General features: G+C 70.0%; 18 protein-coding genes. 7 read left to right on the top strand and 11 right to left on the bottom strand.

The window, feature by feature from the left end; all coding sequences use genetic code 11:
• Nucleotides 1-99: 99 nt before the first annotated feature.
• Complete coding sequence (locus AC5P1C_RS29080; RefSeq protein WP_493868896.1) at nt 100-1,296, top strand: serine hydrolase domain-containing protein; 1,197 nt, start codon at nt 100-102, stop codon at nt 1,294-1,296.
• Here AC5P1C_RS29080 and AC5P1C_RS29075 read toward each other — a convergent pair.
• From AC5P1C_RS29075 to AC5P1C_RS29055, 5 genes are all read right to left on the bottom strand, one after another.
• Nucleotides 1,248-1,943 (bottom strand): class F sortase, encoded by a 696-nt coding sequence (locus tag AC5P1C_RS29075; protein ID WP_493868895.1) that lies wholly within the window; start codon nt 1,941-1,943, stop codon nt 1,248-1,250. The genes AC5P1C_RS29080 and AC5P1C_RS29075 overlap by 49 nt on opposite strands.
• Nucleotides 1,940-2,767 carry a hypothetical protein gene (locus AC5P1C_RS29070; protein WP_493868894.1) on the bottom strand — a complete coding sequence of 276 codons (828 nt, stop codon included), beginning with the start codon at nt 2,765-2,767 and terminating at the stop codon, nt 1,940-1,942. The genes AC5P1C_RS29075 and AC5P1C_RS29070 overlap by 4 nt, the downstream gene beginning before the upstream one ends.
• A 159-nt stretch (nt 2,768-2,926) precedes the next feature.
• Nucleotides 2,927-4,090 (bottom strand): ABC transporter substrate-binding protein, encoded by a 1,164-nt coding sequence (locus AC5P1C_RS29065; protein WP_493868893.1) that lies wholly within the window; start codon nt 4,088-4,090, stop codon nt 2,927-2,929.
• A gap of 189 nt (nt 4,091-4,279) precedes the next feature.
• Nucleotides 4,280-6,880: an MXAN_6230/SCO0854 family RING domain-containing protein gene (locus tag AC5P1C_RS29060; protein WP_493868892.1), complete on the bottom strand. Its 2,601-nt coding sequence runs from the start codon at nt 6,878-6,880 to the stop codon at nt 4,280-4,282.
• Nucleotides 6,881-7,054: 174 nt separating this feature from the next.
• The gene (locus AC5P1C_RS29055) at nt 7,055-8,494 is read right to left on the bottom strand and encodes a gamma-aminobutyraldehyde dehydrogenase (RefSeq protein ID WP_493868891.1); all 1,440 of its coding nucleotides are present in this window, start codon (nt 8,492-8,494) and stop codon (nt 7,055-7,057) included.
• Between the two features lie 161 nt (nt 8,495-8,655).
• Here AC5P1C_RS29055 and AC5P1C_RS29050 point away from each other — a divergent pair, with 161 nt between their 5' ends.
• From AC5P1C_RS29050 to AC5P1C_RS29025, 6 genes are all read left to right on the top strand, one after another.
• Nucleotides 8,656-9,168, top strand: coding sequence for an Lrp/AsnC family transcriptional regulator (locus AC5P1C_RS29050; RefSeq protein WP_367049304.1), 513 nt, complete (start codon nt 8,656-8,658; stop codon nt 9,166-9,168).
• Nucleotides 9,153-10,532, top strand: a complete 1,380-nt coding sequence (locus AC5P1C_RS29045; RefSeq protein ID WP_493868890.1) for an aspartate aminotransferase family protein — start codon at nt 9,153-9,155, stop codon at nt 10,530-10,532. The genes AC5P1C_RS29050 and AC5P1C_RS29045 overlap by 16 nt, the downstream gene beginning before the upstream one ends.
• A 207-nt stretch (nt 10,533-10,739) precedes the next feature.
• The gene (locus tag AC5P1C_RS29040) at nt 10,740-11,552 is read left to right on the top strand and encodes an ABC transporter ATP-binding protein (RefSeq protein ID WP_493868889.1); all 813 of its coding nucleotides are present in this window, start codon (nt 10,740-10,742) and stop codon (nt 11,550-11,552) included.
• Complete coding sequence (locus tag AC5P1C_RS29035; RefSeq protein ID WP_493868888.1) at nt 11,534-12,700, top strand: hypothetical protein; 1,167 nt, start codon at nt 11,534-11,536, stop codon at nt 12,698-12,700. The genes AC5P1C_RS29040 and AC5P1C_RS29035 overlap by 19 nt, the downstream gene beginning before the upstream one ends.
• Nucleotides 12,701-12,844: 144 nt before the next feature.
• A complete protein-coding gene (locus AC5P1C_RS29030; RefSeq protein ID WP_493868887.1) occupies nt 12,845-13,249 on the top strand; it encodes a VOC family protein in 405 nt (134 codons plus the stop codon).
• A 113-nt stretch (nt 13,250-13,362) separates the two neighbouring features.
• Nucleotides 13,363-14,511, top strand: a complete 1,149-nt coding sequence (locus tag AC5P1C_RS29025) for an LOG family protein (protein ID WP_493868886.1) — start codon at nt 13,363-13,365, stop codon at nt 14,509-14,511.
• A gap of 187 nt (nt 14,512-14,698) precedes the next feature.
• Here the strand turns inward: AC5P1C_RS29025 and AC5P1C_RS29020 are convergent, their stop codons facing one another.
• The 6 genes from AC5P1C_RS29020 to AC5P1C_RS28995 all read right to left on the bottom strand — a co-directional run bounded on the left by AC5P1C_RS29020 (nt 14,699) and on the right by AC5P1C_RS28995 (nt 21,854).
• Nucleotides 14,699-15,490, bottom strand: a complete 792-nt coding sequence (locus AC5P1C_RS29020; protein WP_493868885.1) for a maleylpyruvate isomerase family mycothiol-dependent enzyme — start codon at nt 15,488-15,490, stop codon at nt 14,699-14,701.
• Nucleotides 15,491-15,588: 98 nt separating this feature from the next.
• The gene (locus AC5P1C_RS29015; RefSeq protein WP_493868884.1) at nt 15,589-16,635 is read right to left on the bottom strand and encodes an ABC transporter ATP-binding protein; all 1,047 of its coding nucleotides are present in this window, start codon (nt 16,633-16,635) and stop codon (nt 15,589-15,591) included.
• 53 nt (nt 16,636-16,688) lie between these two features.
• On the bottom strand, nt 16,689-18,299 hold the full coding sequence (locus tag AC5P1C_RS29010) for an ABC transporter permease (protein WP_493868883.1): 1,611 nt from the start codon (nt 18,297-18,299) through the stop codon (nt 16,689-16,691).
• A gap of 80 nt (nt 18,300-18,379) precedes the next feature.
• Nucleotides 18,380-19,468 (bottom strand): thiamine ABC transporter substrate-binding protein, encoded by a 1,089-nt coding sequence (locus AC5P1C_RS29005; protein WP_493868919.1) that lies wholly within the window; start codon nt 19,466-19,468, stop codon nt 18,380-18,382.
• 248 nt (nt 19,469-19,716) lie between these two features.
• On the bottom strand, nt 19,717-20,823 hold the full coding sequence (rlmN, locus tag AC5P1C_RS29000; RefSeq protein WP_249587471.1) for a dual-specificity RNA methyltransferase RlmN: 1,107 nt from the start codon (nt 20,821-20,823) through the stop codon (nt 19,717-19,719).
• 80 nt (nt 20,824-20,903) lie between these two features.
• On the bottom strand, nt 20,904-21,854 hold the full coding sequence (locus tag AC5P1C_RS28995) for a sigma-70 family RNA polymerase sigma factor (RefSeq protein ID WP_493868882.1): 951 nt from the start codon (nt 21,852-21,854) through the stop codon (nt 20,904-20,906).
• Between the last annotated feature and the right edge of the window lie 10 nt (nt 21,855-21,864).

Raw genomic sequence — 21,864 nt, 5'->3', positions numbered from 1 at the left:
ACCGGTCCCACGCCCTCCGCAGTGAGGATCCGTCCCGCCCCGCCGCTCACCAGGATGGGAAGCACCACACCACAGCCCACCCCACCCTGGAGTCGCACCGTGCAGTTCCGTGCCCGTACTGCTCTCGCCGCCGCCCTCGTCATCGGCTTCGCCGGTGCCTCGACCGTCCCCGCCCTCGCGGACGCGCGCACCCCGGCCGTGACGGCTTCCGTGCAGGACTCCGCGCCCAACGGCAAGGCCCTGCGCAAGGCGATCAAGGGGCTTCCGGATGCCGACGCGACCGCCGCCCTCGTCCGCGTAGGCGGCACCGACGGGAGCTGGCGCGGGAGTTCCGGCGTACACGACCTGGTGACGGACAGGAAAGCGGACCCGCACGGGCGGTTCCGCGCCGGGTCGATCACCAAGATCGTGACCGCGGCCGTGGCGCTGCAGCTGGCCGCGGAGGGCGAGCTGGACCTCGACAAGCCGGTGCAGCACTACATGCCGGAGCTGTTCCCGAAGCAGGAACAGTTCGAGCCCATCCCCGTCCGCAGCCTCCTCAACTACACCAGCGGCCTGAAGTCGGGCGACGGCTTCGACGACGAATACGCCCATCGCTACGACACGTTGAAGCCGCGGAAGGTCGTCGCGTCGGCCATCTCCAAGGGTCCCGAGCACGACCCCGGCGACGAGCAGCACTACCGCAACATCGGCTACACCGTGCTCGGCCTGCTGATCGAGCGCGTCACCGGTGACTCGTACGCCGACCAGGCCGCTCGGCGGATCTTCCGCCCTCTCCACCTCCGCGACACCTACTTCCCCGGCGCCGACCCCCGCATCCGCGGCCCGCACAACCGCGGTTACCAGAGCATGAAGCAGCCGGACGGCACCACCCGCCTCGTCGATGTCACGGAGTGGAACCAGTCGGACCGGTTCGCGGCGGGCGACATGATCTCGTCCACCGCCGACCTGGAGGTGTTCACGCAGGCGCTGTTCGCCGGAGAGGTCGTGCCCCAGCCGCAGCTGAAGGAGATGTTCACGCTGCCCGAGCTGGCGCCGGGCGTTCCGGAAGCCATGTTCGGTGCCGGGCTCCAGCGGATGGAGTTCCAGGGCAAGGTGATCTGGCTCAAGACCGGCTCCCGATACGGCTACACGAACATGATCGCCTCCACCGAGAACGGCTCCCGGACCCTCGTCTACTCGGTCAACGCGACCGACGCCAAGGGCAAGGACATGAACCCGGTCGCCGAGCGGATCGCACAGGCCGCCTACGCGACGCCCGTCATGTCCGCGAAGACCGTCACGTTGTTGGGGTAGTAGTTCCGGTCCGCGTCGAACTCGCCGCCGCAGGTGATCAGGCGCAGCCCCGCGTGGTCGATGTTCTTGTAGACGTCCAGGGTGGGGAACTTCTTCTTCGGGTGCTCCTCGACGCGCTCCACCGTGAAGGTGGCGGTCTTCCCGTCCTCGCGTGTCACCTCGATGGTGTCCCCGGCCTTCATCGTCTTCAGCCCCTTGAAGACGGCGTCCGCGCCGTTCCAGGTCACGTGCCCGGCGATCACTGCCGGGCCCTGGGAGCCAGGGGTGGGACCGGGTTCGTACCAGCCCGCCAGGTCGGGGTTCTTCGGTGTCGTCATCGCCCCGTCCTTGTCCTGCCCCAGCGTCTCCAGCTCGCTCGACACGCCCAGGGAGGGGATGGCGACGCGCTGGGGCACCGAGCGCTCCAGGGCGGTGGCGGCCTGGTCGGACCCCGACCCCGACTCCGGTTCCGCTCCCGGCTCCGCCCCGGCCGTCGGCGTCCGGCCACCCTCCGCGCCCTGCCGCGGAGCCGCCGACGAAGCGGCCGTATCCGTGCCGCTGTCCTGCCCCGCGCAGGCGCTGAGCACCAAGGCCGCCGCGACGGCGGCGACCGCGGCGGCGGAGGCATGCCGCACCCCCGCCCACGCCCTCCGGACCGAGCGGCTCACGCGGCCTCCCCGGTCTTCACGACCGCGACGGTCGCCTCGGCTCCGGCCGCCGTCCTCCGCCGCGCGAGCAGCACGAGACCGGCGGCCGTCACTGCCGCGGCCCCGGCGGTACCGACCACGCCACCGGTGGACATCCCGTCATCGGCGGCACCGCTGCCGGTCTCGACCCCGCCGACGGGGACGGAACCGACCGCAGCGCCCTTGACCACACCGCAGTTGGTCGGGGCGGTGGCCTCCTGGGGGAGCTTCGGGTCGAGTTCGCTCTTGCCGGCGCCCTCGAAGTCGTACTTGCCGTTGTCGTTGCGGTCGACGCCGTGCTGCACGATGTGCAGGTCCTTGATCTGGTCCACCACGTCCTGACCGACGGTGATGGTCCGCTTGTAGGAGACCTTGCCCTGCGCGTCGGCCACCGGCATCCGGTCCACGGCGAGGCCGCTGCCCGCGTCGGTGCCGCCGGACTCGGTCAGCGAGATGTTGATGTCGCCGTAGTGGACGGTGGCCTCGGTGTTGTCGAGGATGCCGTCGCCGTTCGTGTCGTCGCCGCCGTCCGGGCACTGGAAGTCGTGCCCGTCGGTGGACCCGTGCAGGTGCTGCGCCGATGGCTGTCCTGGCACCAGACCCTCGGACTTGATCCACACGGTCAGCGCGTTGCCGCGCAGGCTCAGGAGGGCCGTTCCCGTGGAGCCGGAGCCGTTCAGCTGCTCCAGGTCGATCTGGAAGGCCGGGGTCTCCGCCGCGAACACCGGGGACGAGACGGCGACGGTGAGGAGGCCGGCGGGCAGCGCGGCGAGCGCCGCGAGCAGACCCATTCGCTTGGGCATCACGTTCGTTCCTTTTCCGCGGCCGCCGTGGGGAAGGCCGCAAGTCGTACGGATCCTGGCGATGCCCGAGCGCTGCGCCGAGCAGTTACCTATGAAACGCAGCGAGACTCGTGGGTGTTCAAAGATCTGATCAACGAAACGACGGCCCTGTTTCGGCCCCCCCTACAGCCCCGCGATCGCGTTCCACCGCTTCGCGAACTCCGTCCGCTCCTCCGCCGTGATGTCCCGCGCGATCGCGAGCCGCCCCCGCATCGCGTCGTCCGGGAAGATCAGCGGGTCATCGGCCAGCGCGGCCAGTTCCTTGTCCTTGGACGAGGCGAGGATGTCGCGGGCCGCAGGGACCGGGCAGACGTAGTTGACCCAGGCGGCCAGCTCCGCGGCCACCTCCGGCTCGTAGTAGTAGTCGATGAGCCGTTCCGCGTTCTGCTTGTGGCGGGCCAGGTTGGGGATCATCAGGGATTCCGCCCACAGCTCCGCCCCCTCCTCGGGGACGACGAACTCGATGTCCGGGTCGTCCGCCTGGAGTTGGATCACGTCACCGCTGTAGGCCTGGCAGGCCAGGACGTCACCGCTCGACAGGTCCTTGATGTAGTCGTTGCCCGTGAAGCGGCGGATGTGCTTCGAAGCCACCAGCTTCTCCACCCTGTCGCACACCCGGTCGAAGTCGTCGGCCTTCCACTTCGTGATGTCGACCCCGTCGCCCTGCATCAGCAGCGCGAACGACTCGTCGAGCCCGGAGAGCAGCGTGACCCGGCCCTTGAGGTCGTCGGCCCACAGGTCGGACACGTGCTTGATCTCCCGGCCCAGCTCGCGCTTGTTGTACGCGATGCCGGTGATGCCCGACTGCCACGGCACCGTGTGTTTGCGGCCCGGGTCGAAGCTCGGTGAACGCAGCAGCGGATCAAGGTACTTGGTGACGTTCGGCTGCCGGGTCCTGTCCATCTCCTGCACCCAGCCCAGGCGTACGAAGCGGGCGCACATCCAGTCGCTGATGACGATCAGATCGCGGCCCGTCTCCTGGTGGTTCATCAGGGACGGGCTTATCTTGCCGAAGAACTCGTCGTTGTCGTTGATCTCCTCCGTGTAGCGGACGTCGATGCCGGTCCGCTTCTCGAAGGCGTCGAGCGAGGGCCGCTTCGTCGAGTCCTCGTCGTCCGTGTCGATGTACAGCGGCCAGTTGGCGAACGTCAGCGTCTTGTCCTGCCGGGAGCGGTCCCCGGCCGCGCGCTCGCCGGGCGCGATGTACGCGGCGGGCACGCCGCAGCCCGCGAGCGCGCTGACGGCCGCCCCGCCGCCGATGGCACGCAGCAGGGACCGGCGGGACATTGAGGAGGCTGCTCTGGGGTTCGCTCGCACCCCGGCAGCATGCGCCTGCGTGTCACGTACAGGCAATGGACGCTGCGTCGAGCCGCGCGGTCGTGAAGCGACACCCTGTCGATCAGCGGAGGCCGCCAACGGATGCCGCCACCAGATGCCGCCACCGCATGCCGTCAACGGATGCCGCACTGCCCCCGCTCACCCCGGCGCAAGCCATCCCGCCAAGTCCCCCGCGGTGATCCGCTCCGGCGCCGCCGCGTCCACCGGACCCGGGTAGAGCCGGTACACCGTGCCGGAAGCGACGCCCTCCGTGCCCTCCAACTCCCCGTACAGGAGCGCCAGAAGAGCCCGGCGGCCCGCCAGCTCCGGCCCTGGCTCCGCCCGCAACGCGTCCGGCTCCCAGCCGTCGCGGACGCGCAGCGCGAAGTCCGCCCGCGGCTCGTCCTCCCCCCGGCGGTATCCCCACAGGACGTGGCCACGGCCACGCACGTACACGGGTCCTTCGGTGCGGGCCGCCGCCGTCCAGCAGGCGAGGTCCCACAGGGTGGCCCGGCCGCACGGCTGGAAGGTGTCGAGCAGGTCGTTGCCCATACGCCCGAGCTGCTTGCGGTAACGCCACACGTCGTGGCTGCCGTCGCCCGTGGCGAGGGTGACGTCGGCCCACCAGGCGCGGCGCGTCCGCAGGTCGACGATCATCGGCACGCGCAGCGCGGCGTCACCCGCGAGGTCGAAGCGCTGCCGGACCGTGCGCGGGTCGTAGACGGCCCGCCCCTTGCCTTCCACGGCCATGAACCCCGCGAAGGCGTCCGGGAGTTCGTCGAAGGGGACGTTGTTGTACGAGAGGACCGCGGGCACGACGAAGCGCACCCCCACGTGGGCGAGGCGCGGCAGGTCGAGGTCCAGGTACTCGGTGGCGCCGTGCGGGGCGGGCGCCGATGTCAGGTCCCCGGAGTGCCGGGCGGCGCCCCCCGCGTACGTCAGGTGCGTGTAGTCGCACAGGCCGATGAAGCGCCACAGGTCGTCGTAGAGAGCGACGGACAGGTCGAGGTCGACGCGCATACCCTTGGGCTGCAGCCAGTGCAGGAAGAGCCGTACGGTCTCGCTGTCCGCGGGCATGGGCAGCGAGCTGCCCCGAGGCACCGCGACCAGCGACGCCGCCGACGCCCGCTCGGCGAACGGCACGGGCAGATCGGCCAGCGAGGCGTCCAGGACGGCCACGTCGTACCGCTCGCCCTCCCGAGAAGCCAGCCGCCGCACGGCCTCCGCCTCGATCAGCTCACCGGCACGCCCGGCCACCCGGGGCGGCAGCGGCGGGCGGTCGTCGTTGACCGCGTAGGCCTGGGTGACGCGCCCGCGCGGGAAGAACACACGGCGGTGCCCCGGCACGGAACGGACTTTCATGCGGCCGTACGCGCCGAGCAGCGGCCCGGGTCCGGAGCGGGGCAGAGCCTCCGCGAGCGCCTCGCCCACGGCCTCCGGCAGGGTCGCCGAACCCGACCGGGCGAGCAACAGGTCCAGTCGGCGCAGGAGTTCACCCGGGCGTTCGCGCAGCAGCCCGGCCGCGGCCGTGGTGTCCCAGCGGCCGATGGCCTCCTCGACGCGCCCCTGCCAGGTGACGATCCGCAGCCGGTCGCCTGCCATGCGGACATCCTCGTGGCGTGCGGCCTCGGTGAGCAGCACCTCCGAGAGCGCGGTGTCGCCGATGCGGGTCCCGCGCAGGACGGCGAAGGCGAGCGCTACGCGTGCGTGCCGGTGGGCCTGCTCGAAGGGGTGCAGGATTTCGCCGACCCGCTTCCAGGCACGCGGGTGGCGGGCCATGTCCTCGGCGAGTCGCCGCAGGTCGAACCCGTCGAGCAGGGCCAGGAGTTCACGGCGGACGGGACGCGGAAGCCCGCTCAGGCGCGGCAGTTCGAGCAGATCGGGGTCGCCTTCGGAACGTACGACGAGGATGCGCAGCACGTCGGTGGCGGTGTCCACGTGCTGCCCCAAAAGGGCACGCCCGCCCGGCACATCCAGCAGCGGCGCGAGGGCGAGGGCCTTGCTCTCGCGCAGAGGAATCGCGTCCGGAAGCCAGTCGGCGGCGTCAACGAAATCCGCGTACCCCAGAAGCAGCACCAGATCGTCGTGGTCCTGGGGGTTCAGGGGCGTACGGCGGGCAAGCAGGGCGGCGAGTTCGGCGGAAGCGTCGCCCGGAGCCGCCAGGCACAGCGCGCGCAGGACCTCACCGCCGTCACCGCCGAGCCCCGCGCCGGTGTCGATCCAGGGGTCGGTGGGCCCGTCCGTCTCGTAGCGGTTCTCGCAGATGGGGCAGGCATACCAGACGCAGCACTCGTCGCAGCAGCCCGTGTCCAGCTCCTTGCGGTGGCAGTCGTCGCACAGCAGGTGCGCGCAGGGTGCGAGCGCCCGGACGCGGGCCTTGGTGCCCGCGCAGTTCATGCAGGGCTGGTGCGGCTGGGCGGCGAGCTGCGCGACGACGAGGGAGGTGTAGCGGTCGTACGCGTGCTGGTACGGGGCCTCGTCGGGGAAGCGCTGGAACAGCGGGGCATGGTGACGGTCTGAGCCCATCAGCGCGTCGACGTCGGTGAGCAGCTTCATGCCGGTCGCGGCGAGGTCGGCGACGGAGAGTCCGGTCAGCGCACGGCGCAGCGGGGCGGTCAACAGGTGCCCGCGATCGGCGAGTTCGGCTTCGAGGACGACCACGCCTGCATCGCTCTCGGCGGACCGCCCGGCGCCTTCGGGAACGTACACACTCTGCCGGCGGCGCAGCAGCAGCCCGGCGAGGTCGTCAGCCGTCGTCATCAGAAGGTCCCACCCCCGTAGGTACGGAAAAGGCGGGGGCGGAGAGTGCGTGCGCTACGGATCTTTTGCAGAGATGAGAAAGAAGGAAGCACACAACGGAGCCGCCCCCGCGTACGTGACGGTACGCGGGGGCGGCCGAGCCGGGCATCCCCATTAGCCCAGTGACGAGGAGGCTCAGCCCTCGATCGACGTCATCACGTGCTTGATGCGCGTGTAGTCGTCGAAGCCGTACGCGGAAAGGTCCTTGCCGTAGCCGGACTTCTTGAAGCCGCCGTGCGGCATCTCCGCGACCAGCGGGATGTGCGTGTTGATCCAGACGCAGCCGAAGTCGAGGACCTTCGACATGCGCATGGCGCGCGCGTGGTTCTGCGTCCAGACCGAGGAGGCGAGGGCGTAGTCCACGCCGTTCGCGTACGACACGGCCTGCGCCTCGTCCGTGAAGGACTGGACGGTGATGACCGGGCCGAAGACCTCGTTCTGGATGATCTCGTCGTCCTGCTTGAGGCCCGAGACGACGGTCGGGGCGTAGAAGAAGCCCTTCTCGCCGACCCGCTGGCCGCCCGCCTCGACCTTGGCGTGCGCCGGAAGGCGGTCGATGAAGCCGGAGACCTGCTTCAGCTGGTTGGCGTTGTTGAGCGGGCCGAAGAGCACGTCCTCGTCGTCCGGCTGGCCGGTCTTCGTGTCGGCCGCGGCCTTGGCGAGCGCGGTGACGAACTCGTCGTGGATGGACTCGTGGACGAGCACGCGCGTGGCGGCCGTGCAGTCCTGGCCCGCGTTGAAGAAGCCCGCCACGGAGATGTCCTCGACGGCCTTGGCGATGTCGGCGTCCTCGAAGACGACGACCGGGGCCTTGCCGCCCAGCTCCAGGTGGACCCGCTTGAGGTCCTTGGAGGCGGACTCGGCGACCTGCATGCCGGCGCGCACGGAGCCGGTGATGGAGGCCATCGCCGGGGTGTTGTGCTCGACCATCGCGCGGCCGGTGTCGCGGTCACCGCAGACGACGTTGAAGACGCCCTTGGGGACGATCGAGCCGATGATCTCGGCCATCAGGACGGTCGACGCGGGGGTCGTGTCCGAGGGCTTGAGGACGACGGTGTTGCCCGCGGCGAGCGCCGGGGCGAACTTCCATACGCCCATCATCATCGGGTAGTTCCAGGGCGCGACCTGCGCGCAGACGCCGATCGGCTCGCGGCGGATGATGGAGGTCAGACCCTCCATGTACTCGCCGGCCGCGCGGCCTTCGAGCATGCGGGCCGCACCCGCGAAGAAGCGGATCTGGTCGACCATGGGCGGGATTTCCTCGGACCGCGTGAGCCCGGTCGGCTTGCCCGTGTTCTCGACCTCGGCCGCGATGAGCTCCTCGGCGCGCTCCTCGAAGGCGTCGGCGATCTTCAGCAGGGCCTTCTGGCGCTCGGCGGGCGTCAGGTCACGCCAGGCGGGGAACGCGGCGGCGGCGGCCTCCATGGCGGCGTCCACGTCGGCCTGCCCCGACAGGGGCGCGGTGGCGTAGGACTCGCCGTTGGCCGGGTTGACGACCTCGGTGGTCCGCCCGTCGGCGGCGTCCCGGAATTCGCCGTTGATGTAGTTACGCAGACGGCGCAGCTCGGTGGTCACTTCCGGCCCTCCAGTCAGATGTCCAGTGGATGAGACACCCACCCTAGTCGGTGTACCGACGCTTTCAACATACCCGGAGGCCCAGAACTGCGAAATCCGTGACGATCGAAGCTCCAGACAACGAATTTCATCGATCTGGCCTTGCGGAACTGTCGAGTCCTGTGCACCATGGGGTCGTGGCCAGTCGCAGCGCAGATTCCAGCAGTTCCCGACACGGGAACGGTTCTTCGTCCATCGACGCCGTCTCCCTGGCGATCATCGAACAGCTTCAGGAGGACGGACGCCGTCCGTACGCCGCCATCGGCAAGGCCGTGGGCCTTTCCGAAGCGGCCGTGCGCCAACGCGTCCAGAAGCTGCTCGACCAGGGCGTCATGCAGATCGTCGCCGTCACGGACCCGCTCACCGTGGGATTCCGACGGCAGGCGATGGTCGGCATCAACGTCGAGGGCGACCTGGATCCCGTCGCGGAAGCGCTGACGGCCATGGCCGAGTGTGAGTACGTGGTGATGACCGCGGGCTCCTTCGACCTGATGGTGGAGGTCGTCTGTGAGGACGACGACCACCTTCTCGACGTGATCAACAAGCGCATCCGCGCCCTCCCCGGCGTGCGCTCCACCGAGAGCTTCGTCTATCTGAAGCTCAAGAAGCAGACCTATATGTGGGGAACCCGATAGCCGTGAGCAAGGACCTCAGCCGAACCGCGTACGACCACTTGTGGATGCACTTCACCCGCATGTCGGACTACGAGAACGCACCCGTGCCCACCATCGTGCGTGGCGAAGGCACCTACATCTACGACGACAAGGGCAAGAAGTACCTCGACGGCCTCTCCGGCCTCTTCGTGGTCAACGCCGGACACGGTCGTCACGAGCTCGCCGAGACCGCCTACAAGCAGGCTCAGGAGCTGGCCTTCTTCCCGGTGTGGAGCTACGCCCACCCGAAGGCCGTCGAGCTGGCGGAACGTCTGGCGAACTACGCGCCGGGCGACCTCAACAAGGTCTTCTTCACCACCGGTGGCGGCGAGGCCGTCGAGACCGCGTGGAAGCTGGCGAAGCAGTACCACAAGCTCACCGGCAACCACACGAAGTACAAGGTCATCTCCCGCGCGGTCGCCTACCACGGCACCCCGCAGGGCGCCCTGTCCATCACCGGCCTGCCCGCCCTCAAGGCCCCCTTCGAGCCGCTCGTCCCGGGCGCGCACAAGGTGCCGAACACGAACATCTACCGCGCCCCGATCCACGGCGACGACCCGGTGGCCTTCGGCCGCTGGGCCGCCGACCAGATCGAGCAGGAGATCCTCTTCGAGGGCCCCGACACGGTCGCCGCCGTGTTCCTGGAGCCGGTGCAGAACGCCGGCGGCTGCTTCCCGCCCCCGCCCGGGTACTTCCAGCGGGTGCGCGAGATCTGCGACAAGTACGACGTGCTGCTCGTCTCGGACGAGGTCATCTGCTCCTTCGGCCGACTCGGCACGATGTTCGCCTGTGACAAGTTCGACTACGTCCCGGACATGATCACCTGCGCCAAGGGCATGACCTCGGGCTACTCCCCGATCGGCGCCTGCATCATCTCGGACAAGCTCGCCGAGCCGTTCTACAAGGGTGACAACACCTTCCTGCACGGCTACACCTTCGGCGGCCACCCGGTCTCGGCCGCGGTCGGCATCGCCAACCTCGACATCTTCGAGAAGGAGGGTCTCAACCAGCACGTCCTCGACAACGAGGACGCGTTCTACCAGACCCTCCGCAAGCTGCACGACCTGCCGATAGTCGGCGACGTCCGCGGCAACGGCTTCTTCTACGGCATCGAGCTCGTGAAGGACAAGGCCACCAAGGAGACGTTCAACGACGAGGAGACCGAGCGCGTCCTGTACGGCTTCCTCTCCAAGGCGCTGTACGAGAACGGCCTGTACTGCCGCGCCGACGACCGTGGCGACCCGGTCGTCCAGCTCGCCCCGCCGCTGATCTCCACCCAGGAGACCTTCGACGAGATCGAGGGCATCCTGCGCCAGGTCCTCACGGAGGCCTGGACGAAGCTCTGATCCCTGGGGCCCCCTCCGGGACCCATAGTGTGATCGAGTGATCAACACCGGCCCCGGGGGCGCCCGTTCGAGTGAGAACGGGCGCCCCCGGGCCGCGTCGTTTCCAGGCATCGCGGCCTGGATCCCTAGCGTGCCCAGTGACCGATCGGCCCCGCCTTCGTTCCCCCGTACGGGGGAGGCAAACTGATCTGAACCGAGGTGTACGTGATGGTGGCTCCGCCGGACAACGACGTGCTGTGGGCACGCGCCCTGCACGTCACACACAACGGATCGCCCGCGCTCACCGGCGTATCGCTCGGTGTCCGGGAGGGCGAGATCCTCGCCGTCACCGGCCCACGCGGCAGCGGCAAGACCACGCTCCTGCGCTGCCTCTCCGGCCAACTCCTGCCCGAGCAGGGCGAGGTCTGGTTCAACAGCGCGCCGGTGCACACGATGGGACCGGCGGTCCGCGAGCGTCTGCGCCGCGACCGCTTCGGCTGGATCGACCCGGAGCCGCACCTCGTGCCCGAGCTCACGGGCTGGGAGAACGTCGCGATGCCGCTGATGCTGCGCGGCGCCTCGCACCGCGTATCGAAGACCACGGCCCAGGAGTGGCTCGACCGCCTCGACATCGGTGACTGCGCCCGCAAACGGCCGCACGCACTGCTGCAGGCCCAGCGCCAGCGCATCGCCATCGCCCGCGCCCTGGTCACCATGCCCTCCGTGATCTTCGCCGACGAGCCGACCGCGCCGCTGCACCGCGCCGACCGCGCCCACGTCCTTCGTACGCTGACGACCGCGGCCCGCTCGCACGGCATCACCGTCGTCCTGGCCACGCACGACGCGGAGGTCGCCGCCCTCGCCGACCGGACGGTCACTCTGCTCGACGGAAGGCGCGTGAACACGGTGCACCTGCCGGGGTCAGGCGAGCTCGCGACGGAGGTCGGCGGCTCGGATGAGGGCGGCGCTCCCGCCCCTGCCCCCGCCGAGGGTGATTCCGACGACGCGGAAGGCCGGGCCGCGTGCTCGCTCTCCGTCTAGCCCGCGGGGCCCATCCCCTGGTCCAGCTGCGCCGACTGCTCGTGGCCGCCGCGTCGGCCGGCACCGGATTCCTGCTGCTGTGCACCCTGGGATACGCGATGGGGCACCCGGACGCGTCCGGCGGGGCCCTGATGCGGCTCGCCTGGTGCGTCGCGCCGATCGCCGCCACCGTGTACTTCGCCGTCACCGTCGCGCGCACCGATCCGGCGACCCGGCCACGCTCCGGGCTCTCCGCGGTGGGGCTCGGCCCGGCCAAGCTCACCGTGCTCGCCGCGATCTCCACGGCCGTGGCGTGCACGCTCGGCTCGATGGTGGCGCTCCTGTTCTTCCTGCACCTGCGCGGCGACCTGACGGGCCTGCCGTTCGACGGCGCCGCAGCCGAACTGCTCGCCGCCGATTACCCGTTGCCCCTCCCGGCCGCGCTCACCCTGCTCGCCCTGGTCCCGTTGATCGCCTCCGCGGCCAGCGCGGCCGTACTGCGGCCCCGGGCCCCGAAGCGCGCCGACGAGCAGGACGAAACCCCGCGGCCCGACGCTCCCGTCGCACCGCCGAGCGGACTGCCCTGGGGGGTCGCGCTCCTGGCGGCCGGCCTCGCCGTCGAGACGTACGCGAGCCGCTCCTCCGGTTCATCGGACCTCACGATGCCGGGCGGTCTGACCGGCAGCCCCACGGGTGTGCTCGCCGGATGGACGCTCACGGCGATCGGCCTCATGCTCGCGGCCCCCGGCCTCACGTATCTGTGCGGCCGGATCCTGCAGGCGGCCAGGCCCGGAGCGATGCGGCTGCTCGCCGGGCGCGGGCTACAGGAGGAGGCCCGGCGGATCGGGCGGCCCCTAGGGGTGCTCTGCGTGGTGGGCTCAGGGGCGTACGCGGCGCTCACGCTCTACTCCGGCGACCGGCCCGCGGTCGGCCCGCTGACCACGCTCGGCTCGCTGCTCGTCGCGGGCTGCGCGGTCCTCACGCTGGCCACGGCCGCGGTCGAGGCCAAGCACGCGCGCTCGGAGACGACGTCCGCGCTGCTCCAGCTCGGGGCGCCCGCCTCGATGCTGCGCGGCACCGCGGCGCTGCGGGCGGGCGTGCTCGCTGCCGTGTTCGGGCCGCTGACCTGGGTGGTCGCGGAACTGGCCGCGATGCCGCTCGCGGGCTGAGGAGCTGTCGTCGAAGTCGCGGGAAGAAAATCCGCGATGGGCGATGAGTTCCGCGTCGGCCGCACGTCTACCCGTCCGTAAGGCACGGAACGCACGCGCCACGCAGAACTTCACCGCAGACCTCACCGCAACGGGAGACACCCCATGTACCAGCAGATGATCTTCGTGAACCTCGCCGTGAACGACGTCGACACCTCGAAGAAGTTCTTCACGGAGCTCGGCTACACGATCAACCCGCAGTTCTCGACGGACGACTGCGCCTGCGTCGTGATCAGCGACACGATCATCGCGATGCTGCTGAGCAAGCCGCGCTACCAGGACTTCACGAAGAAGACGATCGCTGACTCGACGACGACCAGCGAGACGCTGCTCTGTCTGAGCGCCGAGAGCCGCGACAAGGTCGACGAGCTGGTCGACAAGGCGGTGGCGGCGGGTGGCACGGCGGGCAGGACGCAGGACTTCGGCATGATGTACGGCCGCGCCTTCGACGACCTGGACGGCCACACCTGGGAAATCATGTGGATGGACGAGTCCGAGGTCCAGGGCTGAGACCTGAGACCCGAGGTAGTCCAGGGCTGAGACAAGAGGTGGTCCAGGGCTGAGACCCGAGGTACATCCGGGCTGACGACCGAAGCCCGCCGCGGCCTGCTTAGCATGGGCGGATGCAGCCGACTCCCGAACCCGCATTCGCCCCCAGGCCCTCCCCCCGACTCCCGGGCGGCGACCGCGAGATCGAGTCGCTCGAGGAGTTCGACGAGATCGCCGCGAGCGGCTCGCTCGCCGGGTGCCGTGTCCAGGCCATAGACCTGACGGAGCGTACGTCCGCGTTGGCGGCCTGCGACGCCACGGGCGCGGTGTTCCTCGGGTGCCCGATGGACCAGGCCGCGGTGGACGCGATGCGGACCGCCGGGGCGCTGGTGTTCCCGCCCGTCCCCGGCCTGCCGTTCGACCCGTACCGCGGCCTGCTCTACACGCCGACCGAGCTCTTCGCGGGACTCTCCGAGGGCGGATACGAGGCGACTCCTGACGCCCGCGCCTACGCCTGGTTCCAGGAGACGAAGGCAGACGGCGACGTCTTCTCCTCGATGCTCCGCGCGATCCACGACGACTCGATCTCCGACGCCCTCGACGAACTGCTCGTCAGCGCGCGGGTGGTGGGCGTCATGGGCGGCCACGCGATGGCCCGCGGCACGGAGGCGTACGAGGGCGCGGCCCGTCTCGGCCGCTCACTCGCCCGCGCGGGGTTCACGGTCGCCACGGGCGGCGGCCCCGGCGCGATGGAGGCGGCGAACCTGGGCGCGTACGCGTCCGTCTTCCGCGACGAGATGCTGGACGAGGCGCTCGAACTCCTCGCCAAGGCACCGTCCTTCACCCCCTCGATCACCGAGTGGGCGCGGGCGGCGTTCGACGTCCGCGAGCGCTGGCCGTCCGGCGGTTCGTCGGTGGGCATCCCCACCTGGTTCTACGGCCACGAGCCGCCGAACGCCTTCGCCACGCACCTGGCCAAGTACTTCGCCAACGCCACCCGCGAGGACGGCCTCCTGGCGCGCTCGAACGCGGGCGTGATCTTCCTCCCCGGCGCGGCGGGAACACTCCAGGAAATCTTCGACGCGGCAACCCCGAACTACTACGAGTCCCGAGGCGAACCGGCACCCATGATCCTGGTGAACGAGGCCCACTGGACGACCCGACTCCCGGCCTGGCCCTTGCTGCAGGCGCTGGCGCGGGGCAGGTCGATGGAGTCGAGGATCGCGCTGGTGGACTCGGTGGAGGAGGCACCGGCCGCCCTGACATCCATCGCGACCGGCTGACCCGTCAGCCGGTCCGGCGCTTGAGGACGAGCTCGGCGGAGCCGGTGATGACGGCAACCAAGGCCGCAGCGCACCACCCCTCCAGCCCGTCCGGCGCTTGAGGACGAACTCGGCGGAGCCGGTGATGACGGCAGCCAAGGCTCCCGCGCCGAGCGGGTTTTCGGGAAGGGGCGGGGTTGGGGATAACTCACTCGAACGAAGCCCGCTCCAACCAGAACTCCAGCAGCCCCCGCTCCCCCAGCACCTCGACAGCCCCGCTGTCCAACGACCGCCGCCGATAGAACGCAAGCAACACCTCAGTAAGCGGCCCCCGCAGAGCAACGTCCGCCTTCTCGTGCCCCCGCCGCCACGCGAACCCGTCATCCCCGAACTCGATGACCCACTCGGCATTCAGCTCCGGCGCCGCATCGGTCGCATGCAGATGAATGCTGCGCCCCGCACCACGCAACTCGGCGGCTTTGTCCTCCGGTTCAGTCCGCTGCACATACCGCACGATCTCCAGCCACTCGTCGATCGCGTCGACGGCCACGTCAGGATCGACCTCGTACGGAACCCCCGCAGCGATCGCCGCGTCCGCCCGGTGAACAGCTACCTCATGCGTCATGCGCCGCGCCCAGAACCCGGCAACCTGCGGCTCTGCCCAGGTCCACACCGGAGTATCGGCCCGCGCGGCGGGGAACGTCTTCCCGGCCAGCTCGGCGGTCTCGGCGAGCCAGGCGTCCAGGGCAGCGGGATCGTCACCCTCCGGGCCGTGAATACCCGGGATCTCCTCCTCCGGGACGTCCGCCGTGGCCCCCGTGGCCACCAGCCGCTCGGCCCAGCGCACGGCACCTCCGGTGTGGCGGGCGAGGTGCCCCAAGGTCCACTCCGGGCAAGTCGGCACAGTGGCCGAAAGATCAGCTCCGGCCAGGGTGTCCCGCAACAGGGCCAGTTGTCCCACGACTTCGGCACAGTGGCGGTCGTACTCCAAGGAGGTCATGAAGCGCACCTTAGGCCGACGACTACCTCCAAGCACCCGATTTTCACCCCACCCCAGCCCGCCCCAACACCAGGCCACTCCCCCCAAGCCACTCCACCTCAGCCCAGCACCACGACATCCCCCACATCAAACGCGACCCCCACCGTCTCCCCCACCCCAGGCGCATCCCGCAACGCACAGGCAGCCTCAAGCCGCGGCCCCACCCGAGGCTCCAGATGAACGGCGACATGCGTGCCCCGGAAGGTACGCGCCGTCACCGCGCACGGCAGCCCCTCATCGGCCGCCACGAGCCGCACCCCGGCGGGCCGCACCAGCAGCCGGCACCGCCCGTCCACCGCGTCCTCCGGCGCCGGGATCTTGCCCCAGGCGGTGTCCGCCACGTCACCGGCCACCGTCGCGTCGACGATGTTGTCGAAGCCCAGGAACCGCGCGACGAACTCGTCCGCAGGGTTCCGCCAGACCTCAAGTGGTGTACCGGACTGGGCGATCCGCCCCTCCCGCATCACCACCACCCGGTCCGCGAGGGCGAAGGCCTCGCCCTGGTCGTGCGTGACCGCGAGCACCGTCGTGCCCAACTCGTCGAAGAGTTCGCGGAGTTCGACGACAAGACGCTCCCGCAGCGACCGGTCGAGCTGCCCGAGCGGCTCGTCGAGCATGAGGAGCCGAGGTCGCGGCGCGAGCGCACGCGCCAGCGCGACTCGCTGCTGCTCGCCGCCCGAGAGCGAGGCGACGGCGCGCCGCTGCGCACCCGGCAGACCCACGAGTTCGAGCAACTCGGCCACCCGGTCGGCCTGTTCGCCCCGCGAAGCCCCGTGCATCCGCAGCCCGAAGGCGACATTGCCCGCCACGTCACGCTGCGGGAACAGCTGGTGGTCCTGGAACATCAGGCCGACCCCACGCTTGTGCGCGGGCACGCCCCGCTGATCCCTCCCGTCCAGCAGAACCTGACCGCCATCCAACTCCTGCAGACCCGCGACCGCCCGCAGCAAGGTCGACTTGCCGCTGCCGCTTGGCCCGAGCACGCACACGATCTCGTGCTCGTCGACCGCGAGCCCGACGCGGTCGAGCACGGCCCGCGCCCCGAACCGCACGGTCGCATCCGCCAGCGTCAACAGCCCCGCATCGGCACCGGAATCGGCGCCCACACCCACACCCAAACCCGAACCCGAACCCGCACTCACACCCAAACCCACATCCATCAGAACTCCCCAGTCGTGCGGTCCGTACGGAGCCGTTCGAGCAGCAGCAGCGACACCGCGCACACCACCATCAAGATCGTCGAAAGTGCCATGGCCTGCCCGTAGTTGAGCTCACCCGCCCGCCCGAGCAGCCGCGCCACGGCCACCGGAAGCGTCGGGTTGTCCGGCCGCGCGATGAACACCGTCGCGCCGAACTCCCCCAGTGACACGGCGAAGGCGAATCCGGCGGCGATGAGCAGCGCCCGCCGCACCATCGGCAGGTCGACCTCCCGCCATGCCCGCAGCGGCGAGGCCCCGAGCACGGCTGCCGCCTCGCGCAGCCGTCCGTCCACCGCGCGCAGGACGGGAAGCATGGTGCGTACGACGAAGGGCACGCCCACGAGCGCCTGCGCGAGCGGCACCAGGATCCAGGTGGACCGCAGGTCCAGCGGCGGCTTGTCCAGTGTGATCAGGAACCCGAAGCCGACCGTCACCGCGGAGACCCCGAGCGGCAGCATCAGCAGCGCGTCGAAGCCGCGCACCACACGACCGGCCTTCCGGGTGAGCGCCGCCGCCGCGAGGCCGCCGATCACCAGGGCGATGGCGGTGGCGGCGAGCGCGTACTGGAGCGAATTCCAGACCGCTTCGATCGGCGGGACGAGGAAGGCCCCGCCGTCCGTCGAGGTCAGCTCCCTGTAGTACGCGAAGCCATAGCCGCCCGGCCCGCTCAGCGACCGCTCGATCAGCACGCCGAGCGGCAGCAGTATCAGCACGGCGATCGTGGCCATGACCCCGCCGAGCAACGCCCACTGTCCCGCGCCGCGCGGGCGACGCGCGACCGCGGAGGCATCGACCAGCTTGAGCGCGGTCTCCCGCCGGCGCACGGTCCACGCGTGCACGGCGAGGATGAGGCCGACCGCCGCGAACTGCACGATCGTCAGGACGGCGGCCGTCGGCAGGTCGAGGAGCTGGGCGGTCTGCCGGTAGATCTCGACTTCGAGCGTCGAGTACGCGGGCCCGCCGAGGATCTGTACGACGCCGAAGGAGGTGAAGGTGAACAGGAAGACCATGAGGGACGCGGCGGCGACCGCGGGACCGAGCGCGGGCAGCGTCACCGTCCGCCAGGCCGTCCAGCGTGAGGCGCCGAGCATCCGCGCGGCCTCCTCCTGCCGCGGGTCGAGCTGCGACCAGAGGCCGCCTACGGTCCGTACGACGACGGCGTAGTTGAAGAACACGTGCGCGAGCAGGATCGCCCAGACGGTGGTGTCGAGCCGCACGCCCCACATCTCGTCGAGCAGACCGCCCCGGCCGAGCAGCGCGAGGAACGCGGTCCCGACGACGACGGTCGGCAGCACGAAGGGCACGGTGACGACGGCCCGCAGCACCTGCTTGCCCCTGAACTCGAAGCGCGCGAAGACGTACGCGCCGGGGAGCGCGATCAGGAGCGTGAGCGCGGTCGACGCGAGCGCCTGCCAGGTGGTGAACCACAGCACGTGCCGGACGTCGGACTGCCCGATGACGTCCGCGATCCGCCCGAACTGCCAAGCCCCGTCCACCTTCAGGCCCCGCGCGACGATCGCGGCGACCGGATAGGCGAAGAACACCGCGAAGAACGCGACCGGCACGGCCATCAGACCGAGCCGAGCCGCGCTCCCACGCGAGAGTCCCTTACCGGAGTTGCCCTCGGGGGACTCCCCCTTACCGGGCTTGCTTACTTCAGTACGAGCGAGGTCCACGACTTGACCCACTGCTCGCGGTTGTCGGCGATCTTCTTCGGCGCCAGGGTCTTCGGCCTGTCGACCGTCACGCCGTGCTCGACGAACAGCTCGGGCAGTTCCGCACCCTCGCGCACCGGGTTCACGAACATGTTCAGCGGCATGTCGTTCTGGAACTTGCTGCCGATCAGGAAGTCGAGCAGCGCCTTGCCGCCCTTCTCGTTCTTGGCGTTGCTGAGCAGACCCGCGTACTCGACCTGCCGGAAGCAGGTGCCTGTCGCGACGCCGGTCGGCGCCTCCTTGGGCTGCGGCTTGGCGTAGAGCACCTCGACGGGCGGGGACGAGGCGTACGAAACGACGAGCGGCCTGTCGCCCTTGGCCTTCTTGCCGCCCGCGGAGCCGGAGAACTCCTCGTTGTACGCCTGCTCCCAGCCGTCGACGACCTTGACGCCGTTGTCCTTGAGCTTCTTCCAGTAGCCCTGCCAGCCATCGTCGCCGTACTGGGCGGCGGTGCCGAGCAGGAACCCGAGGCCGGGAGAGGAGGTGGCGGCGTTCTCGGTGACCAGCAAGTCCTTGTAGGCGGGCTTGGTCAGGTCCGCCAAGGACTTCGGCGGCGCGAGCTTCTTGTCGGCGAAGTACTTCTTGTCGTAGTTGACGCAGATGTCGCCGCTGTCGACGGGCGTCACGCGGTGCTTGTCCTGGTCGACGCGGAACTGCGCCTTGACCTGGTCCGAGCCCTTGGCCTCGTACGACTGGAAGAGGTCGTTGTCGAGCGCGCGCGATAGCAGGGTGTTGTCGACGCCGAAGAAGACGTCCCCTTGGGGGTTGTCCTTCGACAGGATCGCCTTGTTCACGGCAGCGCCGGCGTCCCCGTCCTTGAGGACGTCGACCTTGTATCCGGAGCTCTTCTCGAACGCCTTCAGTACGTCCTTGGAGACGTTGAAGGAGTCATGGCTGACGAGCGTGACGCTCTTGGCGTCGGCGGCCTTGTCGCCGCTGTCCGACGAGCTGCCGCACGCGGAGAGCGTGACGAGCCCGAGGGTCACCGCGACCGCGGTGACGGTGATCTTCTTGGTGGTGCTCACTGAGTTCAACTGAGTTCATTCCTCCTGGAGTGACCAGGAAGAGACGCGGCCCTGCCCGCGGACCGTACGGTCCGCGGGCAGGGCGCAACAGCTTGAGTGGTGTCCGAACTTCCTACCCCGAATGACCGGGGCAAGGTTCAGAGGGTCTGCGGCCAACCTGTCCTTGGCTGCCGCACTCTCAGCGCTGTGGCGCTCCCCTGTCGGAATATGAAGATGTGTTCCGGCTATGAAGTTGTCTTTCGGCCAGCCTAACGCTCCGACGCGGCGAGCTGACCGCACGCCCCGTCGATCTCCTGGCCACGGGTGTCACGAACCGTGACAGGCACCCCATGGGCGGCGATGGCGTCCACGAAGGCCTTCTCGTCCTCCGGCCGCGATGCCGTCCACTTCGAACCCGGCGTCGGGTTCAGCGGGATCAGGTTCACGTGCACGGGCTTGTTCTTGAGCAGCCGCCCGAGCCGGTCACCGCGCCACGCGTGGTCGTTGATGTCCCGGATCAGCGCGTACTCGATGGAGAGCCGACGCCCCGACTTCGCGGCGTACTCCCATCCCGCGTCAAGGACCTCACGCACATTCCACCGCGTGTTGACGGGTACGAGGGTGTCGCGCAGCTCGTCGTCGGGCGCGTGCAGCGAGATGGCGAGGCGGCACTTGAAGCCCTCGTCGGCGAACCGGTGGATGGCGGGCACAAGCCCGACCGTGGACACGGTGATCCCACGCTGGGAGAGACCCACGCCATCGGGCTCGGGATCGGTGAGCCTGCGGATGGCCCCGGTCACCCGGTTGTAGTTGGCGAGCGGCTCGCCCATGCCCATGAAGACGATGTTGCTCAGCCGCGCGGGGCCACCGGGGATCTCCCCGTCCCTGAGCGCACGCATACCGTCCACGATCTGGTGCACGATCTCGGCGGTCGACAGATTCCGGTCGAGCCCGGCCTGCCCCGTCGCACAGAACGGGCAGTTCATCCCGCACCCGGCCTGCGACGAGATGCACATCGTCACGCGGTCCGGATAGCGCATGAGCACGGACTCGACAAGCGTCCCGTCAAACAACCGCCACAGCGTCTTGCGCGTGGTGTCGTCGTCACAGCTGATGTGCCGCACCACGGACATCAGCTCAGGAAGCAGCGCCTCCTGCAACTTCCCGCGGGATCCGGCGGGGATATCGGTCCACTGCTCCGGGTCGTGCGCGTAGCGAGCGAAGTAGTGCTGCGAGAGCTGCTTGGCGCGAAACGGTTTCTCGCCGACGGCGGCGACGGCTTCCTTGCGCTCGGCGGGCGTGAGGTCGGCGAGATGCCGCGGCGGCTTCTTGGCTCCGCGGGGCGCGACAAAGGTGAGTTCTCCGGGTACAGGCATGGTTCATCCAGTGTCGCAGACGGCTGGACCCCCGTCGGGTCACGTCCCACCGGTGGCGGTCGGGTACCGGTCGGCTCCGGTCACCACGCGGCGATGACCGGTGCGTCGGGTTCCCGCTGTTGCCAGGCCTCGTTCAGGCGTCCGAGGCGGGACGCCGCTGCGATGCCTCGCAGGGACGCGACCTTGCCGTCGCTGACTTCGAAAGCCACGGCGCCCACGACCCTGCCGTCCACCACGGCCACGACCGCCGGGGAGCCGTTGACCCGCACCACATGGATGGCGGGGGTGCCGCCGGCAAGGCGGCGCTTCGCCTGCGTGGGCTTGAAACCGGCCCGTACGAAGGAGGCGACCCGCTCGGCCGTCTCGTACCGCAGCAGCCGCCTGCCGAGGCCTGCGCCGTCCGAGACCGCCGTCGCGTCGTCGGTGAGCAGCGCCACCAGGCGGTCTGTGCGGCCCGACGTGGCTGCGGCGAGGAATTCCTCGACGACCCGGCGCGCGGACGCGGGGTCGGTCTCGGTCCCCGTCCCGGCGCCGCCGCGGCGCTCGGCGGCGACCCGGATCCGGGCCCGGTGGGCATGCTGCTGGCTCGCGGAGACGGTGATGTCGAGGATCGCGGCGATCTCGGAGTGGCCGTACGAGAAGGCCTCGCGCAGGACGTACACCGCCCGTTCGACCGGGGAGAGGCGCTCCAAGAGGGTCAGTACGGCCAAGGACACCGATTCGCGCTGCTCGAAGGTGTCGGCCGGGCCGAGCATCGGGTCGCCGTCGAGGAGCGGCTCGGGCAGCCAGGCACCGGCCGCCCGCTCGTGGCGCACCTGCGCCGAGCGGAGCCGGTCGATGCAGAGGTTGGTGACGACCTTGGTCAACCACGCCTCCGGCACATCGACCCGTTCGCGGTCCGTGGCCTGCCAGCGCAGGAACGTGTCCTGCACGGCGTCCTCGGCGTCGGCGGCCGAGCCGAGCAGACGGTACGCGAGCGAGGCCAGCCGGCCCCGGCTGGCCTCGAACCGTTCGATTGCTGCGCTGTCCATACGGGGCAGC

It is taken from the genome of Streptomyces sp. A18, assembly GCF_059026065.1.
The sequence above is the reverse complement of the archived record's forward strand: the minus strand, read 5'-3'. Positions and strand labels throughout refer to the sequence as shown.

Excerpts from the sequence above, each read along its gene's own strand:
- AC5P1C_RS29065 (WP_493868893.1), bottom strand. The coding sequence starts at position 4,090 with ATGTCCCGCCGGTCCCTGCTGCGTGCCATCGGCGGCGGGGCGGCCGTC.
- AC5P1C_RS29060 (WP_493868892.1), bottom strand. The coding sequence starts at position 6,880 with ATGACGACGGCTGACGACCTCGCCGGGCTGCTGCTGCGCCGCCGGCAG.
- AC5P1C_RS29040 (WP_493868889.1), top strand. The coding sequence starts at position 10,740 with ATGGTGGCTCCGCCGGACAACGACGTGCTGTGGGCACGCGCCCTGCAC.
- AC5P1C_RS29030 (WP_493868887.1), top strand. The coding sequence starts at position 12,845 with ATGTACCAGCAGATGATCTTCGTGAACCTCGCCGTGAACGACGTCGAC.
- AC5P1C_RS29025 (WP_493868886.1), top strand. The coding sequence starts at position 13,363 with ATGCAGCCGACTCCCGAACCCGCATTCGCCCCCAGGCCCTCCCCCCGA.
- AC5P1C_RS29020 (WP_493868885.1), bottom strand. The coding sequence starts at position 15,490 with ATGACCTCCTTGGAGTACGACCGCCACTGTGCCGAAGTCGTGGGACAA.
- AC5P1C_RS29010 (WP_493868883.1), bottom strand. The coding sequence starts at position 18,299 with ATGGCCGTGCCGGTCGCGTTCTTCGCGGTGTTCTTCGCCTATCCGGTC.
- rlmN (WP_249587471.1), bottom strand. The coding sequence starts at position 20,823 with ATGCCTGTACCCGGAGAACTCACCTTTGTCGCGCCCCGCGGAGCCAAG.
- AC5P1C_RS28995 (WP_493868882.1), bottom strand. The coding sequence starts at position 21,854 with ATGGACAGCGCAGCAATCGAACGGTTCGAGGCCAGCCGGGGCCGGCTG.